The 22,173-nt window shown below is 36.8% G+C and carries 21 protein-coding genes, 1 tRNA gene and 1 pseudogene; 11 read left to right on the top strand and 12 right to left on the bottom strand.

Features of this window, described 5'->3' with window-relative positions; all coding sequences use genetic code 11:
• Positions 1–57: 57 nt before the first annotated feature.
• Entirely contained in the window at positions 58–903 is an 846-nt protein-coding gene (locus tag ABD915_RS04030) for a septal ring lytic transglycosylase RlpA family protein (RefSeq protein WP_345115500.1), read from the bottom strand.
• 351 nt (positions 904–1,254) lie between these two features.
• Here ABD915_RS04030 and ABD915_RS04025 point away from each other — a divergent pair.
• A pseudogene (locus ABD915_RS04025) lies at positions 1,255–1,488 on the top strand (hypothetical protein); the annotation flags it as partial.
• A gap of 13 nt (positions 1,489–1,501) precedes the next feature.
• Here the strand turns inward: ABD915_RS04025 and ABD915_RS04020 are convergent.
• Positions 1,502–1,577, bottom strand: a tRNA-Lys gene (locus tag ABD915_RS04020).
• A 1,016-nt stretch (positions 1,578–2,593) separates the two neighbouring features.
• Here ABD915_RS04020 and lexA point away from each other — a divergent pair.
• On the top strand, positions 2,594–3,307 hold the full coding sequence (gene lexA / locus ABD915_RS04015; RefSeq protein ID WP_345115497.1) for a transcriptional repressor LexA: 714 nt from the start codon (positions 2,594–2,596) through the stop codon (positions 3,305–3,307).
• Between the two features lie 223 nt (positions 3,308–3,530).
• Positions 3,531–4,844 (top strand): 30S ribosomal protein S12 methylthiotransferase RimO, encoded by a 1,314-nt coding sequence (gene rimO, locus ABD915_RS04010; RefSeq protein WP_345115494.1) that lies wholly within the window; start codon positions 3,531–3,533, stop codon positions 4,842–4,844.
• A gap of 35 nt (positions 4,845–4,879) precedes the next feature.
• Here rimO and ttcA read toward each other — a convergent pair whose 3' ends face one another.
• The 4 genes from ttcA to ABD915_RS03990 all read right to left on the bottom strand — a co-directional run bounded on the left by ttcA (position 4,880) and on the right by ABD915_RS03990 (position 8,483).
• Positions 4,880–5,758, bottom strand: coding sequence for a tRNA 2-thiocytidine(32) synthetase TtcA (ttcA, locus tag ABD915_RS04005; protein ID WP_345115491.1), 879 nt, complete (start codon positions 5,756–5,758; stop codon positions 4,880–4,882).
• A gap of 279 nt (positions 5,759–6,037) precedes the next feature.
• Entirely contained in the window at positions 6,038–6,655 is a 618-nt protein-coding gene (gene rpsD, locus ABD915_RS04000; RefSeq protein ID WP_345115489.1) for a 30S ribosomal protein S4, read from the bottom strand.
• A gap of 183 nt (positions 6,656–6,838) precedes the next feature.
• On the bottom strand, positions 6,839–7,654 hold the full coding sequence (gene murI / locus ABD915_RS03995; RefSeq protein ID WP_345115486.1) for a glutamate racemase: 816 nt from the start codon (positions 7,652–7,654) through the stop codon (positions 6,839–6,841).
• A complete protein-coding gene (locus ABD915_RS03990; protein WP_345115483.1) occupies positions 7,647–8,483 on the bottom strand; it encodes an RNA methyltransferase in 837 nt (278 codons plus the stop codon). Before ABD915_RS03990 ends, murI begins: the two co-directional genes overlap by 8 nt.
• A gap of 293 nt (positions 8,484–8,776) precedes the next feature.
• Here ABD915_RS03990 and sfsA point away from each other — a divergent pair, with 293 nt between their 5' ends.
• The 3 genes from sfsA to radC are packed head-to-tail and all read left to right on the top strand — an operon-like array spanning position 8,777 to position 11,146.
• Positions 8,777–9,493 (top strand): DNA/RNA nuclease SfsA, encoded by a 717-nt coding sequence (gene sfsA / locus ABD915_RS03985; protein WP_345115480.1) that lies wholly within the window; start codon positions 8,777–8,779, stop codon positions 9,491–9,493.
• Positions 9,486–10,316, top strand: coding sequence for a type I methionyl aminopeptidase (gene map / locus ABD915_RS03980; protein ID WP_345115478.1), 831 nt, complete (start codon positions 9,486–9,488; stop codon positions 10,314–10,316). The genes sfsA and map overlap by 8 nt, the downstream gene beginning before the upstream one ends.
• Before the next feature lie 35 nt (positions 10,317–10,351).
• A complete protein-coding gene (radC, locus tag ABD915_RS03975; RefSeq protein WP_345115475.1) occupies positions 10,352–11,146 on the top strand; it encodes a RadC family protein in 795 nt (264 codons plus the stop codon).
• A 44-nt stretch (positions 11,147–11,190) separates the two neighbouring features.
• On the opposite strand, the gene ABD915_RS03970 is transcribed toward radC, so the two are convergent.
• The 4 genes from ABD915_RS03970 to ABD915_RS03955 form a co-directional block, all read right to left on the bottom strand.
• Positions 11,191–11,403, bottom strand: coding sequence for a DUF3126 family protein (locus tag ABD915_RS03970; protein WP_034459287.1), 213 nt, complete (start codon positions 11,401–11,403; stop codon positions 11,191–11,193).
• A 631-nt stretch (positions 11,404–12,034) separates the two neighbouring features.
• The gene (locus ABD915_RS03965; RefSeq protein ID WP_345115472.1) at positions 12,035–12,808 is read right to left on the bottom strand and encodes an alpha/beta fold hydrolase; all 774 of its coding nucleotides are present in this window, start codon (positions 12,806–12,808) and stop codon (positions 12,035–12,037) included.
• On the bottom strand, positions 12,798–13,322 hold the full coding sequence (locus ABD915_RS03960; RefSeq protein ID WP_345115470.1) for a DUF192 domain-containing protein: 525 nt from the start codon (positions 13,320–13,322) through the stop codon (positions 12,798–12,800). The genes ABD915_RS03965 and ABD915_RS03960 overlap by 11 nt, the downstream gene beginning before the upstream one ends.
• A 260-nt stretch (positions 13,323–13,582) precedes the next feature.
• Positions 13,583–14,158, bottom strand: coding sequence for a cold-shock protein (locus tag ABD915_RS03955; protein ID WP_345115467.1), 576 nt, complete (start codon positions 14,156–14,158; stop codon positions 13,583–13,585).
• A gap of 316 nt (positions 14,159–14,474) precedes the next feature.
• On the opposite strand from ABD915_RS03955, the gene ABD915_RS03950 reads away from it, so the two are divergent.
• The 5 genes from ABD915_RS03950 to ABD915_RS03930 all read left to right on the top strand — a co-directional run bounded on the left by ABD915_RS03950 (position 14,475) and on the right by ABD915_RS03930 (position 19,340).
• A complete protein-coding gene (locus ABD915_RS03950; protein WP_345115465.1) occupies positions 14,475–15,608 on the top strand; it encodes an ABC transporter substrate-binding protein in 1,134 nt (377 codons plus the stop codon).
• Positions 15,609–15,729: 121 nt separating this feature from the next.
• The gene (locus ABD915_RS03945) at positions 15,730–16,806 is read left to right on the top strand and encodes a branched-chain amino acid ABC transporter permease (protein WP_345115463.1); all 1,077 of its coding nucleotides are present in this window, start codon (positions 15,730–15,732) and stop codon (positions 16,804–16,806) included.
• Positions 16,806–17,864, top strand: coding sequence for a branched-chain amino acid ABC transporter permease (locus ABD915_RS03940; protein ID WP_345115460.1), 1,059 nt, complete (start codon positions 16,806–16,808; stop codon positions 17,862–17,864). The genes ABD915_RS03945 and ABD915_RS03940 overlap by 1 nt, the downstream gene beginning before the upstream one ends.
• Entirely contained in the window at positions 17,861–18,643 is a 783-nt protein-coding gene (locus ABD915_RS03935; protein ID WP_345115457.1) for an ABC transporter ATP-binding protein, read from the top strand. The genes ABD915_RS03940 and ABD915_RS03935 overlap by 4 nt, the downstream gene beginning before the upstream one ends.
• Entirely contained in the window at positions 18,630–19,340 is a 711-nt protein-coding gene (locus tag ABD915_RS03930) for an ABC transporter ATP-binding protein (protein WP_345115454.1), read from the top strand. The genes ABD915_RS03935 and ABD915_RS03930 overlap by 14 nt, the downstream gene beginning before the upstream one ends.
• A gap of 985 nt (positions 19,341–20,325) precedes the next feature.
• Here ABD915_RS03930 and gatA read toward each other — a convergent pair.
• Positions 20,326–21,810 carry an Asp-tRNA(Asn)/Glu-tRNA(Gln) amidotransferase subunit GatA gene (gene gatA / locus ABD915_RS03925; RefSeq protein ID WP_345115450.1) on the bottom strand — a complete coding sequence of 495 codons (1,485 nt, stop codon included), beginning with the start codon at positions 21,808–21,810 and terminating at the stop codon, positions 20,326–20,328.
• Between the two features lie 31 nt (positions 21,811–21,841).
• A complete protein-coding gene (gatC, locus tag ABD915_RS03920; protein ID WP_345115447.1) occupies positions 21,842–22,129 on the bottom strand; it encodes an Asp-tRNA(Asn)/Glu-tRNA(Gln) amidotransferase subunit GatC in 288 nt (95 codons plus the stop codon).
• Between the last annotated feature and the right edge of the window lie 44 nt (positions 22,130–22,173).

Raw genomic sequence — 22,173 nt, 5'->3', positions numbered from 1 at the left:
TTTAGAGACTTTGGACAAACTGAAAATTAATGCACGCTCTTCTTAAAATAGTTGAGATTAATCTAATTTTATCTTTTTGTCTGGCTTATTTATAGAGGCTATCTGATCAAACAACGGCGGCTTATCAACTAAAACGGGACCAACCTCTGGCAATTTTATTGAAACAGTTTTGGGTTGCTTCTGTTCAAGAGTCGTTTTAGCTGATTGCTCTTTGTTGCCTATATTTCTTTCCCCCAATATGATGCTTTCTCTTTTTTTCGGAATATCTGCCAATGCTAATGAATACGAAGAGGAATTCCTCGGCGTATAAGATGCCATTAAATAAGCACCATCATAGTAGCCAACGGGTGCTTCAGCAATATATTCTACTTTAACATTTGCTACACCAGCATTTTCATAACCAAGTATTGCTGCGGCTTTTTTTGATAAATCAATGATTCTATCTTTCATAAAAGGACCGCGATCATTCACTCTAACAATGAGTGAAGACCCATTTTCCAGATTAGTAACACGAGCATAACTGGGTAAAGGCATTGTAGGATGAGCAGCAGTCAAGAGATTCATGTCATAGATCTCACCATTTGCTGTTAGACGCCCATGAAAATCTGCACCATACCATGATGCTTCTCCAATACGTTTATAGGTCGGATCATGTTGGGGATAGTACCACTTTCCTTTTATTTGGTAAGGTTTACCGACGACAGCCCGCCTACTCCCCTCTCCTTTGAATTGATTTTTCCTACTTGAAACTTTTTCAGGCAGAACAACAGTCACTGCATCAGTTGTATGTGTTGTTTGGCTTGCACAGCAAGACACCAATAGCTGGGAAACAGCTAGCACAGAAACAAATTGAGATGTTAATTTAACAATGGGAGTAAATTTTTTTTTGCTGTTTAAAAGCATCTTTCAGCCCGCTTATTTCTATTGAGTACTTACCGCAAAAAACACGCTGTACTTTCTGTACGCGATAGGAAAACTCAAATTTCAATGATGATTCCCCTCGCTTCGCCATGATATGCTTAAAATTCACTTTTTATCAAGCATTTAATACATTATTAATTATTATTTGTTATTCGCTGCAAAAAATAAAAGCACTCTAATAAAAGTTAGAATGAATAAAAAATAAATAAAATCAATATATTAGCTAAATAAGTGATTGCATAATATAAATTGTGAATAAGGAGGATTACTCCTGCATAAGGAGCCGTAAACTACTTGAATTAATGAAAAAAATAACTGTTATTGAATGAAACAGCATATAGATTGAGAGAGTTAGTAGCAACATGTGCAGCCAATGCAGAAGCTACGGTATTACAACTTAAAGCGCTTTTTGGCTTCACAGAAGATAGCATGGCACAGTTTTATACTAAAACAACCGACAGAAAACGTCTCGTAATAGAATCAATTAAAAAGGTTCAGAACATACAGAAAAATAAGATAAGAGAAACAAAGAACACAAAATTCCTGAAATCTTGCACAACCTACTAACCTTATTTAAAAGTGGTGAGCGCGCAGGGATTCGAACCCTGGACCTACTGATTAAAAGTCAGTTGCTCTACCAGCTGAGCTACGCGCTCCCAAACAAGCTATCTTGCTTGTAGAAAGTTAGAGGAACATACGGTTGACTTTTCATTTGGTCAACACCTTTCGAAAAAAAAATTATTCTTTGCTTTAGTTATCAATATTTTTCTGCTTTTTTCGCTTTTCGAACTTAAATAAAAGGTTAGTGATTTAAACGCAAAAATACCTCATAGTTTCAAAATGTGAATACGAGAGGAGGAGGAATGCATGTAAATGCATTAAACTGGGTTTTAATAAATAACCAAAGCGCATAAAAAGAAATCAATGCTACCCACTGTTGTGAATATAACGAATAGGACATGGAGAAAAAGCATATTTACTAGAAAGTGTTGGAAAGGCATATATTTATGAAATATATTTTCTGATTTTAGTATTTTTTAAGTTTTTGTTCTCGTTTTCTATATGTGAATATGCTTTCGATAAAGCATTATGCTCGTTTGCCAGAAGCTTATTATAGAAGAGAGTAAAGCAGAAATAATTCAGAGATTGGCACAGTTGCCACGATATTGAAAATATATCACTTTATAAAGACAAAAAATGAAAATAATGCATACAATATTTCTATTATAAATAATTTTACTAAAAATAAAAAAGTAACAATACTATGTAAAATGATTCTAAATGCGTATTGAACTATCATTTATGTTAAATCAAAAGATATCTTTTTTCTTTATGAATAAATTCCAAGATATACAAATATCTTCTTAGAAGATACAGATGATTTTTTTAAAACTGATTGTGTAATTTAGTTTAAGCTAATTACTCTTGTTTGATAGAATAACACATATTAAATTAAAATAAATTATGTCTATATTTAAAATATATTATTAATTAAGAATATAATATAAATTGTTTATAAATAAAGAAGTCTAATTTCATTAATTCCACTTTTAAATTCAAAAAAATGAAGAAGATGCTTTTGATTTGTGTTGAAAAAATGTAAAATAATGAAGGATAGATATACTTTATTTTCTATTTCTTTCTTTTTTGATTCTTTTGATTGGAACATTGAATGCTGACATGTAAACAATATGAGCTACTCTTGTTCATTCACAATCATATGAAAGACATTGGTATTCCCCCCTCCTTTGATGAAATGAAAATTGCATTAGAGCTTACATCAAAATCTGGTATTCATAGACTTATTACAGCCCTAGAACAACGAGGTTTTATACGTCGTTTGCCAAATCGTGCCCGCGCAGTAGAAATTGTGCGACTTCCTGAGAAAATAACATTTAATCTTTCTTTAGCGCGTAAAATTTCTTCTAGTGTAATAGAGGATAACAAAAGAAAAATATCAAAAAACTTCGGCAATCTTGATAATTTTGATGAAGAAGAGAAAAAAAATACCACGATTCCCATTATGGGGCGTATTGCTTCTGGTGTACCTATTTCCGCTATACAGCAACAAATAAATACACTTTCTTTACCACAAGACATGATTAATTCAGGTGAGCACTACGCTTTAGAAGTCAAAGATGATTCTATGATTGAAGCAGGAATCCTTGATAAGGATACTATAATTGTTAAACGCCAAAGTACAGCAACATCCGGTGAAATTGTTGTCGCATTTATTGATAAAGAAGAAGCAACTTTAAAACGTTATCGACGCCAAGGAGCTTCTATTGCATTAGAAGCTGGCAATCCTCACTACGAAACACGCATATACGGACCTGAGCGTGTAGAGATACAAGGTAAGCTTATTGGACTTATTCGCAAATATTAGAAAACAAAAAAATCTATCTCGCACGCTCCGTATATTCAATATAAGATTATATTAGTATTTTTTCGTGCGTTATGCTACGTATACTCATAAGATTTTGTAGAAAAAAATTAAATAACTTTCTAAAGCATTGTATTGCATCTATAAAAAAAATAAAGAGCCTCTTTTATTCTTAATAAAGTAGCAGATAAAGTTTAGTTTTCATCATAAAGTTGCAAGGATTATCATGGCAGCACCGCGTATTAGTTTTGTTTCCCTTGGATGTCCAAAAGCACTTGTAGATTCTGAACGAATTATTACAAGCCTTCGTTCGGAAGGTTATGAAATTTCACATAAGCATCAAGGTGCTGATCTCGTTATTATTAATACCTGTGGTTTTCTTGATTCTGCCCGAAATGAATCACTCGCCAATATTGATGAAGCCCTCAAAAAAAATGGAAAAGTTATTGTAACGGGCTGTCTTGGTGCTGATCCTGATGTGATTCGTCAAGTACATCCTAATGTGTTGGCTATTACAGGACCACAAGCCTATGAAAGTGTTATACAAGCAGTTCATAAAGCAATTCCTCCAGTTCATGATCCTTTTATCGATTTAGTTCCCCCCCAAGGTATTCGTTTAACACCTCGCCATTATGCTTATTTAAAAATTTCTGAAGGATGTTCTAATCGGTGTAGCTTTTGTATTATTCCTACACTGCGCGGTAATCTTACTTCACGTCCTATCAATAATGTTCTTCGCGAAGCTGAAAAACTGGTACAAGCAGGTGTAAAAGAGCTTTTGGTTATTTCACAAGATACCAGTGCTTACGGCATTGATATTAAATATCTAGAAACGCCTTGGAAAGATCGCATAGTAAAAACAAAATTTTTCGATCTTTGTCGCGAATTAGGCAATATGGGTGTTTGGATACGTATGCATTATGTTTATCCTTATCCTCATGTTGATGAAGTTATTGAATTGATGGCTGAAAGAAAAATTCTCCCTTATCTGGATATCCCTTTTCAGCATGCATCACCAAACGTTTTGCGTAATATGAAACGTCCCGCTCTTATGGAAAAAATGAATCGTAGAATTGAAAAGTGGCGAGCAGTTTGTCCAGATCTCACTTTGCGATCAACATTTATTGTCGGCTTTCCAGGTGAAACGAATGAAGATTTTAATTTACTCCTTGAATGGTTAGAGGAAGCAAAAATTGAACGTGCCGGCTGTTTTAAATATGAAGAAGTAAAAGGTGCCGTTGCAAATGATTTGGGATTAGAAAACATTCCTGAAGAAGTAAAAGAAAACCGCTGGCATCGCTTTATGGCAAAACAACAACAAATTTCCAATCATCTTTTAAAGAAAAAAATCGGTAAAAGACTACAAGTGCTTATCGATGAAAGTCAAGGCAAAGTAGCTAAAGGCCGTAGTCAATATGATGCTCCAGAAATAGATGGTGTTGTGCATATATCATCACGACGACCATTACGTGTCGGTGAATTTGTCACTGTTAAAATCGAACAATCAGATGCTTATGATCTTTATGGTATCGCAGTTTGAAGTTATAAAAAAGCTTCAACTTAAACATTTCATATTTATAATAAGTCTTTAAAATCAAAAATTTTTTTATCAAGCAAATGGCTTGGGCGCACATTGCTCAAAGCACGAATCATGGTGTCTTTACGTCCAGGCATTCTTTTTTCGATATCACTGAGCATTTTTTTCATTGTATTGCGTTGTAAACCATCCTGACTACCGCAAAGATTGCAAGGAATAATAGGAAATTGCATTGCTTGAGAAAATTTTTCCATATCTTCTTCTGCAGCATAAACGAGAGGGCGCAAAACAAAAAGATCGCCCTCGTCGTTTATCAGCTTTCCAGGCATAGCTGCTAATCGGCCTCCATGAAATAAATTCATAAAAAACGTTTCCAAAACATCATCACGGTGATGTCCTAGAACTAATGCAGAACATCCCTCTTCACGTGCAACACGATATAAATTGCCACGTCGCAATCGAGAACAAAGGGAACAATATGTTTGCGTATGTGCTAATTTATCCGTAACAACTGAATAAGTATCTTGATATTCAATGCGATATGGAATTTGATAAGAATTTAAAAAGTCCGGAAGAATGTGCTTAGGGAAACCTGGTTGTCCTTGATCAAGATTACAGGCTAAAATTTCAACAGGTAAAAGACCACGCCATTTTAAATCCAGAAGGAGCGCTAATAAACCGTAAGAGTCCTTTCCACCCGATAAAGCAACAAGCCATTTTTTTCCTGAAGAAAGCATAGAAAAATCATCAAATGCTTGCCGTATATGACGCAAAAGCCGTTTACGTAATTTATTAAATTCTACAGTTGAAGGAGCTATTCGAAATATTGGATGACAATCATCCGCTTCTCTCGCCAAAAGATCAGTTTTCTCTACATTCTCTTCCATATCCTGATATTCGACTGAAATATTATCCATGATACCATAATCCTGCACAATAAACATCTTATTCTGAAAGAGTGACCAAGATAACAACAGAGGGGGTGCAGCTTAAACTTTATTACTCATTTTGTTTGTAAAATGAGCTGTGTAAAAAAGAAATGGAGCTATACAAGTCATACTGCTATAAAACATAACAACAAACTTGATACAGCACCATTCATAAAAACCGCTTGTTAGCTTCAAAAACTATAAAGCAACATAACATTTTTGAGCATGTAATAAAACAGAGAGAGCAATATACTCTCCCTAGAGCATTTATCGAGAATAAAATTCAACAACCAAATTAGGTTCCATTTGCACAGCATAAGGAACATCTGCAAAAGCAGGAACACGCGTAAATGTCGCTTTCATCTGATTATGATCAGCTTCGATATATTCAGGCACATCACGCTCCGCCAATTGCACAGATTCCAGAACCAAAACAAGCTGTTTTGATTTTTCACGAACCTCAATAACGTCACCTGGTTTACAGCGATATGATTGAATATTCGTGCGCCGACCATTTACATTAACATGACCATGATTGATAAATTGGCGAGAAGCAAAAATTGTAGGTACAAATTTTGCACGGTAAACAACAGCATCCAAACGCGATTCCAAAAGGCCAATAAGATTTTCACCTGTATCACCACGCCGACGAGAAGCTTCTGCATAAGTTTTACGGAATTGTTTTTCTGAAATATCACCGTAAAAACCTTTTAGTTTCTGCTTAGCACGCAATTGCACACCATAGTCAGAAAGCTTTCCTTTACGGCGTTGCCCATGCTGACCTGGACCATAATCACGGCGATTAACAGGAGACTTTGGACGACCCCAAATATTTTCTCCCATACGGCGATCAATTTTATACTTCGTTGTTTCGCGTTTACTCATCGCATTTCCTTAAAAATAAAGCACAAGATCTTATAGTAAGACCTCAAGGAAACGCGCCCTCCTCTGCCTTTTTTTAAAAAAGACTGACAGGATAGCTTAATACATAATATGCAAAGTTATCCACGGGACACGTCAATTAACACCATTTTCTCGAAAGAAAAAGCTAAGATAGCTTTATTGATCTCATACCCAAAAGTCAACTCCTTTCACGATATTTAAGCCAAACTCTTTTAACAAACGCTTTGTTGAAGAAGTTATATTTTGCGATGTAAACAACGCAAAATCTTTATTATGCGTCTTTCTGTTTTGGTGATGCATTCTTTCCGGCAATAATGATTTTGTGTGTTTAGCTATAGCTTTTGCCGGATCAATCCATTCAACAGGCCATAAAGCTTGTTCACGAAATAAGTTAATCAAAAAAGGATAATGTGTACAAGCTAACACAATGATATCAGTATATTTGCCATTTTTCTCAACAAAGCATGGAAGGATTTCGTTACGTAATTCTCTTAAATTGACAGATTTTCCACGTAAATAATCTTCAGCAAAACCAGCAAGCTTTTCACTTCCAACAAGCCGGACATGACACTGATCAGCAAAAGTATTGATTAATTCATGTGTATACGCACGTTTCACTGTTGCGGGAGTGGCTAACACTGAAATAAAACCAGATTTTGTTTGTTCAGCTGCTAATTTAATTGCAGGAACAGTTCCAACAAAAAGAACATGGGGAAAGTTTTTTCGTAAATCTGCCATCATGAGTGTAGAAACAGTATTGCAAGCGATCACACATAAAACAGGATTATAAAGTGTTAAAAGGTTTGTAAAAACCTTTAAGATGTGGTCCTTTAAGACATTCCCTTCCCAATTACCATAAGGAAATCCTGCATCGTCAGCAACATAAATGAACTGCGTTTCAGGGATAAGAACGCGTACTTCCCTTAACACTGTTAAACCGCCAATACCACTATCAAAAAAAAGAACAGGCCGTTTATCCATCAGTTTGCACACCTGTTTTAAATTTTTTACGATCACGATCTGCGGGGGCACCGCTTCCTCGTGGAAACTTAGGCGAAAAATGTTCTAGTGAAGATATAATCCCCCGTAGCAAGCGAACTTCAGATTCGCTAAAATGAGCGCGCGTAAAAACAGAACGCAGGTTCGCAAGCATAACCTCCTTGCGTTCTCGGGGCCTAAAATATCCACGAATATCCAAAGCATCTTCTAATTGAGATAAAAAACCATGAAACGTTGCTTTATCAGCTGGCTCCAGCTCTACTGCACGAAAAGCAGTATCACTCGCATCTTCCAAACCTGATTTCATCCATTCATAAGACATAAGCAAAACCGCTTGTGCAATATTAAGTGATGCAAAAGCAGGGTTTACCGGAAAAGTAATGATTTCATCAACAAGACTAATCTCATCATTTACCAGTCCCCACCTCTCTCTTCCAAAGACGATACCCGTCTTATGTCCGATATTTTCACGTTGACGTAAAATACTCGCTGCTTCTACAGCACTTTTTACAGTTTTAAAACCACATCTTTCACGTGCCGTTGTAGCAAAAACATAGTGCAAATCTGCAATTGCGTCACGTAATGTATCAAAAATCACTGCATCGTTAATGACATGGTCTGCTTTACTCGCTGCAGCTCTAGCTTTTTCACTTGGAAACTCTTCTCGAGGTTTGACTAACCGAAGCTTAGAGAGCCCAAAATTCGCCATTGCCCTTGCTACCATACCAATATTTTCAGGCAACTGCGGCTCAACTAAAATAATAATTGGACCATTTGTTAAATTTATATGATTTTTATTGGTTCCAGCCATCAATCTCTACCTAATTCCACTTTAATTATGTTTTTTTTGAATAAAACTTTGCCCTTAAAATAGTTCACAAAATAACCTTTTTAATAACAAATTATGGTCAATGTTGTCTTTTCAACTAGAAATTGCGAATTTAACGTATAAAGATTTAAAAGAATGAAAAAGCTTTGGTGCTTAGAGCAAGTCTAAAGGAGAGAGGAGTATTTTTACACTGATATTTCTCTGTTTACATTCCATAATTGTTGCAAATCGCAATTTTAGTTGTATTATGAAATCATGCATTCTAAAAAAGGAATATGCTCTTTCTTCCCAAACTTTTTCCTGCAAAACTTATCCGTCGTTATAAACGTTTTCTTGCTGATGTTAAACGAGATGATCAATATATCTTCACGGTGTCTGTTCCTAATACAGGATCGATGCTGGGATTAACAGCTCCCAATTCTAATATTTGGCTTTCATATAATAACAATCCCAAGCGAAAATATGCATATCAATTAGAAATTGTCGAAACGAATAATACTTTAGTTGGCATCAATACGACTTTATCCAATAAAATTGCATTAGAAGCAATTCAAAAGGGATTATTACCAGAATTAAACGAGTACAAAACAATCTTAAGGGAGCAACGCTATGGTATGCAATCACGGATTGATTTTCTTCTGCGTGATGACCTTCTTCCGGACTGTTATCTAGAAGTTAAAAATGTTCATTTTATCCGCCAAAAAGGACTAGCAGAATTTCCTGATACTGAGACAAAACGTGGTACACGTCATCTTGAAGAGCTTATAAAAATTGTGCAACAGGGAAAACGAGCCGCTATGCTTTATGTGATTCAACGGGAAGATTGTTCAGCTTTTACGATCTGTCGTGATCTTGATCCAACCTATGGACGTAAATTTGATTTAGCATTAGAATCAGGGGTAGAATTTTATGCTGTAAAATGTCACGTAAGTGTAGAAGGTATTTTTCCGATTCATCGAGTAAAAATAGAAAACAGAAAAAGCAATGACTGATTATATTGAATATAACAAAATACCCTTAAAATTTAATGGACAAATCCGTATTTTTGATGACCATGCTTTTGCAAAAATGCGTGAAGTTGGTCGTATTGCTGCTGAATGCCTCGATGCACTTACGGATATTATTAAGCCTGGCATTACCACGCAAGAAATTGATGATTTTGTGTTTACTTTTGGTGCCATGCGGGGAGCACTTCCTGCTGATCTAAATTATCACGGATATGGCCACTCATGCTGTACATCAATCAATCACGTTGTTTGTCATGGCATTCCCAATAAAAGATCCTTGCAAGAAGGCGATATTGTTAATGTTGATGTAACCTTTATTCTTGATGGTTGGCATGGAGATTCAAGCCGTATGTACCCTGTTGGAAAAATCAGACGTGCTGCAGAGCGCTTATTAAAAATAACGTATGAAAGTCTTATGAGAGGAATTGCTGTAGTTAAGCCCGGAGCAACCACAGGTGATATTGGTGCAGCAATTCAGCACTATGCAGAATCTGAACGCTGCTCAATCGTAAGAGACTTTTGTGGACATGGAATTGGTCAACTGTTCCATGATGCCCCCAATATTCTACATTACGGCAATCCTAGAGAAGGGATAGAACTGAAACAAGGTATGATGTTTACAATTGAGCCTATGATTAATCTTGGAAAACCACAAGTTAAGATTTTATCTGATGGCTGGACTGCCGTTACGCGTGATCGGTCTCTTAGTGCACAGTACGAACATACAATTGGCGTAACGAATGAAGGATGCGAAATATTTACGCAATCTCCTAAAAATATTTTTTATATTCCCAATTCAGATGCTTAAATATCAAATGATGCTTAAATAAATGTAGAAATGTCATGGCTAAAAAATTAAATAAAAAGGGGAACAGCCAAAGCGATCATTTTGCATTAACATCAAGTTCCCCTCTTCATCCAAAACCAGAAATAAAAAATGAAAACGTCCAGAGAAATTCACAAGTCCATAAGCATTACCATGGACATCGTGAACGTCTGCGTAGACGTTATTTAAAATCAAAAGGGAATGCGATTGAAGATTATGAATATCTTGAATTATTACTTTTTCGTACGATCCCCCGTGCAAATACAAAACCAATAGCGAAAAGCTTAATAGCGCATTTTGGCTCATTAGCCGATGTATTGAGCGCCGATATTCATCGGCTTCAAGAAGTGCAAGGATGCGGTCCTGCCACTGCGATTGACTTAAAAATTATTTCAGATGTTGCAGGACGTCTTGCTCGCGCGCAATTACTTAAACGTGATATTTTTTCATCATGGGATAAAGTATTAGCATATTGTAAAGCTGTCATGGCTCATGAAACACGCGAGCAGTTTCGTGTTTTATTTCTTGATAAGAAACATGGCTTACTCGCTGATGAAGTGCAACAAATTGGAACCATTGATCATACCCCTGTCTATCCTCGTGAAGTCATTTCTCGAGCTTTGCAATTGTCTGCGTCAGGACTTATTCTAGTTCACAATCACCCTTCCGGCGATACCAAACCTTCTCAAGCAGATATAACAATGACATATAGATTAAAAGATGCCGCAAATGCATTAGGAATTATTATTCACGACCACCTGATTATAGGACGCAATAGTTACACAAGCTTTAAAGCACAAAAACTCATATAAACCTCTTCGGGTGAATAAAAATGTCACTCAACTCTTTAAACAAATCAATTTTCTAAATCGATATCTAATATGGCCATCGAGAAATTGTATGATAATTCATTCTCATCTTCATCTCGATAAATAACACCTAAAAATTCATCCCCAATATAAACCTCACAAGAATCATCTTTTTTAGGCCGTGCTCTTACCTGCAATGCTGAATTTTGGAATGTGTTTTTTAAATAACTATCAAGTTTTTTTATTTCATCAGCATTCACTATGCTCTCCTGTCTTTTGAGATTATTAATTAATGATTTATTCGCCAATAAGGCACTCCTAGAATTCTGTAAAGATAGTAAAAATCTTACTCCTGATCTTCGGTTAGCCCTACACCTAAAGCACAATTATTTTCAAATTTTGCTGAATATCCTTATTCAGAGGCTTTATCATTATTAATATTCGTTCAATAGATTACAAAAGTAAAAAAAACGGGTAGAAAACCGTACGTTTTTAATAATTTTTACTTTATCCCCAATTTTATTACATGCGCTTACACGCATATTCTGACAAAAAATCAATCAACTATTACAATGCTTATTCCATCTATTCAAAAACAGAGCTCTATAAAATAGAGGCACTTCTTTATTTTACAGCTTTTCTTGTTTACCATAAAAATCCTTGTTTAATAGTTAAAAAACACCCCCCTTTAAATACTCTCAGCGCATACCCGAAAAAGGAAATCACTCCTATATAAATATATAAAATAAGCTCACTAGAGTTTTATTACTATTTCATTCGCTCTTACGTAAAAACACACACTACAAAATTGACATTTTGAACAAGTTTCTATCTTATCCAAGAGAAAAAATATCGGATACTTTTGCAAATTCTAAAGATTTTGTATGAGAATCATACAATAGGATAACGAGAAAGAAAATCGATAACGCCTTTTTTATAAACCTTATCTCCCACAGCAAGCATATGATCTCGACCAAGAATTGTTAGTGCTTCACCATGAGGCAACAAAGCGGCTAACGGTTCTGCTTCACCGCCAATCTCATCTAATGAACCAACCGCAACCAGTGCAGGTTGCTCAATTTTGTAAACCTCAGATGCTGTTAACTCTTGTTTTGATGTGATAATACAAGCCGCGAGAGCACGTCTATCGCTTTTTGTTTGATCTGCAAATTTACGAAACATTAAACCACGTGGATTCGTAATGGTAGAAATATCTTCTGCTAAAAGAGCTTCTGCAACAGGTTCCCAATCTCCTGCGCCTGTTACCATACCAATACCTAAACCACCAAAAATGACACTGTGTACATATGTCGGGTACAAAAGAGCCATAAATGCGCTAATTCGAGCGCCCATAGAATATCCCATAACATGCGCTTTAGATAATTCTAAATGCTGCAACAATCTCACTGCATCGCCAGCCATAGCTTGAGGCGTATAAAAAGAAGAATCGTAACTTTTAATTGAATCTCCATGCCCGCGATTATCAAGAGCAATAACACGATACCCTGCTTCCGTAAGGGTGCGAAACCAACCCGTTGCATACCAATTTACACGTGCAGAAGATCCAAAACCGTGAATCAACAAAATAGGCTCTCCCTGCCCTTCTTCTCGATAAGCAAAGCGTAAATCATCATATTCAAAAAAACGGACATCTTCAGCTGTCATTTTTATTACCTTTGCATTCTCCACAAATGGCGGGATGAAGAACACGTTGTCCCTTCTCTAATTTTTTTTCAGCAACTTCACCCGCGTTAACTTCAAGCGCAAAAGTTGCAGGAACTCCTGATGAAATCGTATCCGTTGAAAAGGGAGAAGTGCTTTCAACAATCGATACAATAACTCCTTCAGCGTTTAAAAAAATCATATCTAAGGGTAAAGGTGTATTTGCCATCCACATAAAAAATTTCTGCGTATCTTTTAATTGATCACTTCCCTGATGTCTAAAGAGCATTGCACGATCGCGTGGAAAATCAGTACGATACATCAAACCAGCTTTCGCTTGGGATGGTGTAAAAGCAATCTCTACTTTATAAGAAATCGCACCTTGCTTTGTTTGTATCTCTAAAGGAATCGGATGAACAGGAAGCTCTAAGGGCTTATTTGCTACAGCTACAGTCACTTCCAATATAAAAAACAGCGCTAACGCAATGATGCCCCCTTTTTCAAACAGCTTTAACATCTTTATCTCCATACCAAACAACCCTTTATTAGCATTTAAGCATCCAAATTAAAAAAGAAGCAAAATAAGAGTATAAGCTTCCTTTATTTCTCTCAATGCACTATCATATAGTGAGCTTCACTTAATTTATGATTTTATGGGTATATCTTTTTTTATACACGCTGGTATACATGCTGGCGTTATGGTTGTTTATATTCATATACAGATAGCATCACCTCTCTCCTAAACAATCAAAGAGAACATGTGGGGTATAGTGAAACTCAATGTGTAGCAAATGGAATCCCTATGTCTGGATAAATTTCCGCTGTCATCAAGCCTTTTTTCCCTTTACCAAAACGTACAAGAACAACTTGACCAGAACGAAGTTCTGCTAAACCAAAACGGCGCAAAGTTTCCATATGAATAAAAATATCTTCTGTTCCTTCTCCGCGGCTCAAAAACCCGAATCCTTTATCGCGATTAAACCACTTGACAATTGCGCGCTCTAAACCACTTTCTGGGGTAACAATGACATGCGTACGGGCTGGAGTTTCTGACGGATGAATCGCTGATGAACAATCGATAGATTTTACTTGAACGCATTTTAATCCTCGTTCAGTTTTTTCCACAGCACAAACAACTTTAGCTCCTTCCAAAACTGTTTGAAAGCCATCCCTCCGCATCACTGTAACGTGCAATAATATATCCGGAAAATCAGGTAAATCAGGTACAATAAACCCATATCCCTTACTACCATCAAACCACTTAATGACACCACTGATTTCAATAATCTCACCACAAGCACCTCTATTGTCTTCAGACAGGGAATAACCCTTTAATGTATCCTTACTCGTCATAATAAACGTGATCCTGTAGGTCTAAATTGTATGACATTGATTCTCTACATCAAGTAAACATTGCTCTTGCATCAACACGCAAGTCCTAAGATAAGATTTCCCCATATTGTCGTATCTTCTGTTCTCAGATAAACCCGCAAATTTAAATTTTACATAAAATATTTGATCATACGCTTCATATATTTTACTAAAAAGAAGGTAATATAAAAGGTTTTTCACACAATATGTAATGATGTTTTCGTTCATGTGTAACTTGCATGATGAAGAAGTTCCAGATAAGGTGCAAAAATTACAACTAAATTAAGGAAGGTGCACAATGCAATTGAGGAAAATCCTTACTACGCTCGCAGCTGTAATGGTACTTGTAGCAAATGCCTATGCCAATGAACCTATTAAAATTGGTGTTTATCTTCCATTAAGTGGCCAAAATGCATTTGGAGGTCAACTCGAAATGAGAGGCATACAGTTGGCACATAAAAAAATCCCAGAAATACTTGGACGTAAGGTGGAACTTATCGTTGTTGATAATAAATCCGATAAAGTAGAAGCTGCTAATGCTGTTATGCGTTTGACTGCTAGTGAAAAAGTTAATGGGATTATAGGTAGTTATGGCTCTTCACTCTCGTTAGCTGGTGGGGAAATATCTGAAAAAGCAAAGACTCCAACTATTGCAACCTCTTCAACGAGTCCACTTGTTACACAGGGCAAAAAATACTATTTTCGTGCGTGCTTCATTGATTCCTACCAAGGTGTAGGAATTGCAACTTACGCAATTCAAACTTTACATGCAAAAAAGGCTGCTATACTCAAAGATATCTCAAATGATTATGCGATTGGTCTTGCAAGTTATTTTATGCGCTCTTTTAAAAAACTCGGTGGTGAAGTTATCTCAAATTTAAACTATAATTCTGGAGATCAGGACTTTTCAGCTGTTCTCACACAGATCATAGCACAAAAACCAGATATTTTGTTTATTCCATCCTATTTTTCTGAAGGTGCTATCATCATGAAACAAGCACGTGAGCTAGGCGCAAAGTTTCGAATTATGGGGGGTGATGCTATGGATAACCCAGAAACCGTTACAATTGCAGGAAAAGCAGCAGAAGGGTTCTTACATACAACACTTCCCTACAGCGAAGACATGCCAAACATGTCAGCAGCTGCGCAAGAGTTTACAAACGAGTGGAAAGCAGCTTATCCTGATCAGGAGCCAAATATAAATTCTGTTTTGGGATATACAAGTTATATGATGTTCATGAAAGCTATTGAAAATGCTGGCAGTGCTGATCGTGAAAAAATCACTATAGAACTTAGCAAATTAAAAGATTTTCAAACACCCTTTGGTGAGATGTCTATGGATGAAAATCATAATCCAAAACTTCCTATCGGTATAATTGAAATAAAGGATGGGAAACGTGTCTATTTAGATGAAGTCAAACCTGCTCTTTAAAAAATCAGAAAAATTTAGTAATCAAAATCTAGCATTTGGTTGAAGATCTTTTCTTCAACCAAATCACTTAAGAATTTCGTATTTTATTCTATATGAATTAACAAATGTGGAAGGACGAGAGATGAGCACTGAAATGTTCATCCAGTATTTTTTTAATGCGCTGGCATTGGGATCGCTTTATGGACTTATAGCGATTGGTTATACCATGGTCTATGGTATTCTAAGGCTTATTAATTTTGCTCACGGTGACATCTTTATGTTAGGAGCGTATTTTGTTTTCTTTTCCACAATTAGCTTTATGCCTGCTTGGGCCGCTGTTCTTCTTGTATTTCTGGCTGTTCTCATTTATTATGCGGTGTTTATAGGGTTCAAAAAACGCCCTCCAATTTATTGGATCGCTGTCTTTTCGCTTCTTGTTCTGGGCTTCATTTATTATTTTAAAATTGCTCCGCAAGACTTTGCACCTATTTGGATCTTAGCTATTTGTTTTTCGATTTTTATCACAAGTGCTGTGGGGATTACTGTTGATCAATTTGCTTATCGACCTTTGCGTCATGCTCCGCGTATTTCAGCGCTTATAGGTGCAATAGGAGTTTCCTTTTTTATTGAAAATCTTGCTACCGTACTTTTTAGTGGTGTCCCCAAAGGGGTAAAACAGCCAGATTTTCTTGTAAAGCCGATTCTGTGGCATTTAAAACAAGGCTCAGAGGATGTCATTAGAATTGCTCCCATGTCTCTGATTGTTCCTACTGTTTCGTTTTTTCTGATTGTGTTATTGCTATGGATTATCCATAAAACAAAACCGGGGCTTGCTATGCGCGCGATCTCACACGATATTGAAACAACGCGTTTAATGGGAGTCTCTGTCAATAAAGTCATTGCATTCACATTTGGGATAGGCTCCGCACTTGCCGCTATCGCGGGCATCATGTGGTCTCTCCGCTACCCTCAAATTCAACCTTATATGGGCGTTCTTCCTGGACTCAAAGCATTTATTGCCGCCGTTATCGGAGGTATTGGCTCAATTCCAGGAGCAATGTTGGGGGGATTATTACTAGGATTTATTGAAATTATGATTATTGCATTCTTTCCTGCTTTATCTGGATATCGAGATGCTTTTGCCTTTATTTTATTGATTCTGATTTTATTGATAATGCCCACTGGTTTAATGGGTAAAAAAAGTCAGGAGAAAATCTAATGGCAAAATCAGTTACAACTTTTCTGTCATGTATCAGTATTTTGATTTTTATTGGTTTTTTATTTTATGCGAACAACCATTTTAACGATTATACACTTCGTGTTATTAATCTTATTGCCATTAATGCAATATTAGCAATTTCACTTAATTTAATTTACGGTTTCACGGGTATGTTTTCTCTTGGGCATGCGGGCTTCATGGCCATTGGTGCTTATGTATGCGCAATTTTACTTCTTTCTCCTGAACAAAAAGAAATGATGTGGCTTCTCGATCCCATAGCTGAGCCGCTGCATTATCTGCAATTACCTTTTTTTGTCGCTGTCGTTATAAGTGGTCTGTGTGCTGCAATCATAGGTTTACTAATTGCTCTTCCAGTATTACGTCTCGGTGGCGATTATCTTGGAATTGCAACATTGGGCTTTGCAGAAATTATTCGTATAGTCATTACAAACGCTACATCCCTAACAAATGGCTCACTTGGAATCAAAGGAATACCTCAAAATGCAACATTATGGTGGAACTATGGTTGGTTAGCATTTACAGTTACCTTCATTATTCTCTTATTGCGAAGCAATACTGGTAATGTTCTACGTGCTATTCGTGATGATGAAATCGCCGCGAAAACAATGGGGATTAATGCTTTTTTTTACCGTAGCTTTTCCTTCACAATTGGTGCATTTTTTGCCGGTATTGGAGGGGCATTGATGGCTGCTCTTATTTCTACTATCGATCCCAAAATGTTTAATTTTCTTCTAACTTTTAATATTTTGATGATTGTTGTTGCGGGCGGTCTTGGTTCAATTACAGGCAGTATTCTTGGTAGTATTATTATTACAGTCATGCTTGAGTGGCTTCGCATTATTGAAAGTCCGTTTGACTTAGGTTTTATACATGTTCCAGAGATACCAGGCCTCCGTATGGTTATTTTTTCTCTTTTATTGTTAATGATTATCTTATTTTGGCGACAAGGATTGTTGGGACAACGTGAATTCTCATGGAATGGAATTTATTGCTTTTTAACACGCAAGAAGTTCTCTGATAATGAGGGAAAGTTATGAACGATACTATCCTTTCACTCAATGATATTGTGATGCGTTTTGGCGGATTGATTGCTGTAAATAACATTAATATGGCTATTAAACGGGGAACAATTACGGGATTAATTGGTCCAAATGGTGCTGGAAAAACAACCGTTTTTAATATGATTTCCGGATTTTATACCCCCACGAGTGGAACAATTCTTTTTGATGAGCAAAAAGTTTCTGGGGCTCCTCCTTATATTATCTGCAGGCGCCATATTGCACGGACATTTCAAAATATTCGCCTTTTTTCAGGCTTAACCGTTTTGCAGAATGTTATGGTGGGGGCTCATGTTCGTCAAAAATATCCATGGTTTGCTTCAGCTTTATTTTTTCCAAAAGCAATGAAAGAGAAAAGAGAAGTTCATAAAAATGCGATGGAACTTCTTGAACGGTTACAGCTTGACCACCTAGCCAATCGCTCTGCGATGTCTCTGCCTTATGGTGTGCAACGACGTCTAGAAATTGCGCGTGCGCTAGCAACGAAGCCGAAATTACTTCTCCTTGATGAACCTGCAGCTGGTATGAATCCACAGGAAAGTGAAGATCTTAGGAGATTCATAGAAAAAGTACAGAAAGAGTTTGATCTTACAATTCTTCTTATCGAGCATGATATGAAAGTTGTTATGGGGCTTTGCCAATATATTTTGGTAATGGAATATGGCTGTTGCATTGCCAATGGCACACCAGATGAAATTCGCAATAATCCTAAGGTTATTGAAGCTTATCTTGGCGGAGATGTGTATGGGCATTCTTGAAATCAAAAATCTTCACGTTCGTTATGGTGCCATTAAAGCGATTCAAAATCTTTCCGTGTCTATAAAAAAGGGAAGTATAGTCACTCTAATTGGTGCTAATGGAGCAGGCAAAAGTAGCATTGTACGCTCTATTACGGGACTTAATCGGTCTGTTTACGGAGAGATTACCTATAAAGGCGAGTCAATTATAAAAAAATCACCAGAAAGTATTTTGCGTTTAGGTATTGCTCTGAGTCCTGAAGGACGACGTATTATGCCCCATTTCACCGTTTTAGAGAATTTACATCTAGGCGCTTATATCCGTCATGATAAAACAGGGATTGCTCGTGATATTGAATGGATATTTGATCTCTTTCCACGCTTACGTGAAAGGGCTAAGCAATTGGGAGGAACAATGTCAGGTGGTGAGCAGCAAATGCTTGCTGTGGGCCGCGCACTTATGAGTAATCCTGACATGGTCATATTGGACGAACCCTCTTTAGGATTAGCGCCTCTTCTCGTACGAGAAATTTTTTCAATTATCCGAAAAATTAATGATATGGGAAAAACTGTTCTTCTTATTGAACAAAACGCATTTGCAGCACTTTCCATTGCCGACTACGCTTATATTTTAGAAGTAGGTCGTGTTTTATTTCATGGCGAAGGTAAAGCTATGCTTTCTGATCCACGTGTTAAAGAAGCATATCTCGGCGGTTAAAATACAGTACAATGATTTAAGAAACTATGGATTATTTTCCTCTAAAATCTCTTTCTAAATTCCCGTGCATTTAGTCTTTAAGATAAAGGAGGGGATGAATGTGAGATGCTACCCCCCCCGTAAAAAGCTTTTTATAAAACCGCAAGAAAATACATCTAAATAGTTTATTAGTAAAAAACTATCCGATAAGATAGTGGTCTTTATTATAAATAAAGAATCTTCTCTATAAAGGTACTTATTATAGTGATGTGGTGTTTTCTGTTTGAGCAGAAAGGAATAACAGCTATGCATTCGGATTCCTTATTCGCTTAGTGCATTTGAAACAGAACCTTTATAAGCCTTATCACTTATGAATTTTTAAAGCATTCAAAAAGCTTGGAGAACTTTAAATCCTGTCATTCTAGTTTCTTGAAGTTAGAATATTGCTACAAGGAATCCGCTACATATATTTACCTCGTTAATTACCCCTTACCTTCTTTCCAAAGTGCTCTCTTATGCTAACCTTGCTTCATCTGTAGCTTAGGGATGAACACGGACAAAGTTGATACAGATTCATCACAAATCAGCATCATATGTTTATTAGCATAGTCATTGGAAAATTTTCGCCAAACCTGATGCCCTACTTATGTCACATCAAGGTGCATTAACACTTATGGATGCTACACTCATTGATTATAGGAGAGAAGAAGCTCTTACCATTGAGTCCTATTTTAAAATAAAATGAACGTCTTCAACAAAACGATGGAAAAGGTTTTCATACCTCTCGTCAATTCCAGAAATGATTTCGCAATAAACTATAAATTCTTTGCCAATCTCTGTTTTGGATGTAAAAATTCCTCCCTAGGGACGCTCCTCTTTATATAAACAGAACCTTATAATGATTCTACATTTATCTCTCATCTTAACTCAAGTGCATAGCATTAAGTCTAAGAGCGTCTTTTTTAAAAGTGAAACTTTTTTCATAAAAAGCCGAGCTTTTTTATTATCAGGTCCACCATTTTTCTGCTCTGAACACTCCCGCAGCTTGCTCTATAATATACGCTATTTGAAAAATGACTTCTTCAGCAAAGGGTTTACCAATCAGTTGCAATCCTAGCGGTAAACCATTTGATGAAAGACCAGCAGGAACAGAGATTCCTGGCAAACCAGCCATATTCACCGGCACAGTAAAAATATCATTAAGATACATTGCTACGGTATCATTTTTTATTTTTTCATCAGCAATGCCAAAAGCCGGCGTTGGTGTTGCAGGTGTGAGAATAGCATCAATGCCAGAAGCAAAACATTGATCAAAATCACGTTTTACTAATGTTCGTACTTTTTGCGCTCTCAAATAATAGGAATCATAAAAACCTGATGAGAGAACATAAGTGCCAATTAAAATACGTCGTTTTACCTCTTCACCAAAACCAGCTGAGCGGGTATTTTCATACATTTCAATGATGTCTTTTCCCGGCATACGAAGACCAAAACGGACACCATCATAGCGTGCTAAATTAGAGGATGCCTCTGCAGGAGCTACAATATAGTAAGCAGGCAAAGCATATTTTGTATGGGGTAATGAAATATCGATGATCTCGGTGCCGGCTTCTTTTAGCCAATTTATTCCTTTTTGCCAAAGCTCGATAATTTCAGAAGACATTCCCTCAAGGTGGTATTCTTTTGGAACACCAATTTTCATTCCTTTGATTGATTGTCCAAGATAACTCTCATAATTAGGTACTGACAAATTCACAGAAGTAGAATCTTTTTCATCAAAGGAAGCCATTGATTTTAGCAAAATAGCACAATCGCGAACATCTTTGGCGATAGGTCCGGCTTGATCAAGTGATGAGGCAAAAGCTATAGCTCCCCACCGTGAACAACGTCCATAAGTTGGCTTTATTCCCACAGTTCCCGTGAATGCTGCAGGTTGGCGTATTGATCCGCCTGTATCTGTCGCTGTTGCACCCGCACAAAGTTCCGCCGCAACAGCAGCAGCAGAACCACCGGAAGAACCACCAGGAACAAGCTTTTCACTGGAGCCCTTTTTTCGCCATGGACTTATAACTGGACCATAATATGACGTTTCATTGGAGGATCCCATAGCAAACTCATCCATATTAAGCTTACCTAGCATAATGGCTCCATCTCGCCATAAATTAGCGCTCACCGTTGATTCATAGTGCGGTTTAAAACCATCAAGGATATGTGAACAAGCTTGCGTATGAACACCTTGTGTTGCAAAAAGGTCCTTAATGCCTAATGGAATTCCCTCTAAAGTACCACCCTGCCCTTTCGCCAAACGACTATCTGATAAAGCAGCCATTTCTCTTGCTTGTTCTGCTGTTATTGCTACATAAGCGTTCAAGGTTGGATTGGCCAATTCAATTGCTTTTAGATAAGCCTCTGTTAATTCAGTCGCTTTGAAATCTCCCTTTGTGAGAGCATCACGGGCTTGTGCAATTGTAAGGGTTGTTAAATCAGTCATATTGGTTCTCAAATTAAAAAAATATAAAAAGTTACTCGACAATTTTTGAGACAAGAAAGAAATTTTCTTCCGTAACAGGCGCATTTGCTACGACATCAGCCGCTTTATCACCATCTGTGACATGATCTTCACGCATGCGTAAAGCCATCGGCATTACTGATGTTAACGGCTCAATTCCACTGACATCAACTTCACTCAACTGTTCCACAAAACCTAAAATAACATTGAGCTCTTTTGCCATACGTTCTGCTTCATCATCGTGAATAGCGATGCGCGCTAAATGTGCCACCCGCTTGACTGTTTCTTGATCAACAGACATACTATGCCTTTCTGCTTTTTTATTACAATATTCATTTATCTCTA

The sequence above is a fragment of the Bartonella jaculi genome, assembly GCF_039543045.1.
In the GTDB taxonomy this organism is placed as follows: domain Bacteria; phylum Pseudomonadota; class Alphaproteobacteria; order Rhizobiales; family Rhizobiaceae; genus Bartonella; species Bartonella jaculi.
This window is presented reverse-complemented; position numbering and strand designations above follow the sequence as displayed.

Bases quoted from the DNA above. Each gene is read 5' to 3' on its own strand.
- rpsD (WP_345115489.1), bottom strand. From the start codon at position 6,655: ATGAGTAAACGCGAAACAACGAAGTATAAAATTGATCGCCGTATGGGA.
- gatA (WP_345115450.1), bottom strand. From the start codon at position 21,810: ATGACTGATTTAACAACCCTTACAATTGCACAAGCCCGTGATGCTCTC.
- lexA (WP_345115497.1), top strand. From the start codon at position 2,594: ATGCTGACATGTAAACAATATGAGCTACTCTTGTTCATTCACAATCAT.
- ABD915_RS03955 (WP_345115467.1), bottom strand. From the start codon at position 14,158: ATGACGAGTAAGGATACATTAAAGGGTTATTCCCTGTCTGAAGACAAT.
- ABD915_RS03990 (WP_345115483.1), bottom strand. From the start codon at position 8,483: ATGGCTGGAACCAATAAAAATCATATAAATTTAACAAATGGTCCAATT.
- radC (WP_345115475.1), top strand. From the start codon at position 10,352: ATGGCTAAAAAATTAAATAAAAAGGGGAACAGCCAAAGCGATCATTTT.
- ttcA (WP_345115491.1), bottom strand. From the start codon at position 5,758: ATGGATAATATTTCAGTCGAATATCAGGATATGGAAGAGAATGTAGAG.
- ABD915_RS03930 (WP_345115454.1), top strand. From the start codon at position 18,630: ATGGGCATTCTTGAAATCAAAAATCTTCACGTTCGTTATGGTGCCATT.
- gatC (WP_345115447.1), bottom strand. From the start codon at position 22,129: ATGTCTGTTGATCAAGAAACAGTCAAGCGGGTGGCACATTTAGCGCGC.
- rimO (WP_345115494.1), top strand. From the start codon at position 3,531: ATGGCAGCACCGCGTATTAGTTTTGTTTCCCTTGGATGTCCAAAAGCA.
- ABD915_RS03960 (WP_345115470.1), bottom strand. From the start codon at position 13,322: ATGTTAAAGCTGTTTGAAAAAGGGGGCATCATTGCGTTAGCGCTGTTT.
- map (WP_345115478.1), top strand. From the start codon at position 9,486: ATGACTGATTATATTGAATATAACAAAATACCCTTAAAATTTAATGGA.
- ABD915_RS03945 (WP_345115463.1), top strand. From the start codon at position 15,730: ATGAGCACTGAAATGTTCATCCAGTATTTTTTTAATGCGCTGGCATTG.
- ABD915_RS03950 (WP_345115465.1), top strand. From the start codon at position 14,475: ATGCAATTGAGGAAAATCCTTACTACGCTCGCAGCTGTAATGGTACTT.
- sfsA (WP_345115480.1), top strand. From the start codon at position 8,777: ATGCTCTTTCTTCCCAAACTTTTTCCTGCAAAACTTATCCGTCGTTAT.
- murI (WP_345115486.1), bottom strand. From the start codon at position 7,654: ATGGATAAACGGCCTGTTCTTTTTTTTGATAGTGGTATTGGCGGTTTA.
- ABD915_RS03965 (WP_345115472.1), bottom strand. From the start codon at position 12,808: ATGACAGCTGAAGATGTCCGTTTTTTTGAATATGATGATTTACGCTTT.
- ABD915_RS04030 (WP_345115500.1), bottom strand. From the start codon at position 903: ATGCTTTTAAACAGCAAAAAAAAATTTACTCCCATTGTTAAATTAACA.
- ABD915_RS03935 (WP_345115457.1), top strand. From the start codon at position 17,861: ATGAACGATACTATCCTTTCACTCAATGATATTGTGATGCGTTTTGGC.
- ABD915_RS03940 (WP_345115460.1), top strand. From the start codon at position 16,806: ATGGCAAAATCAGTTACAACTTTTCTGTCATGTATCAGTATTTTGATT.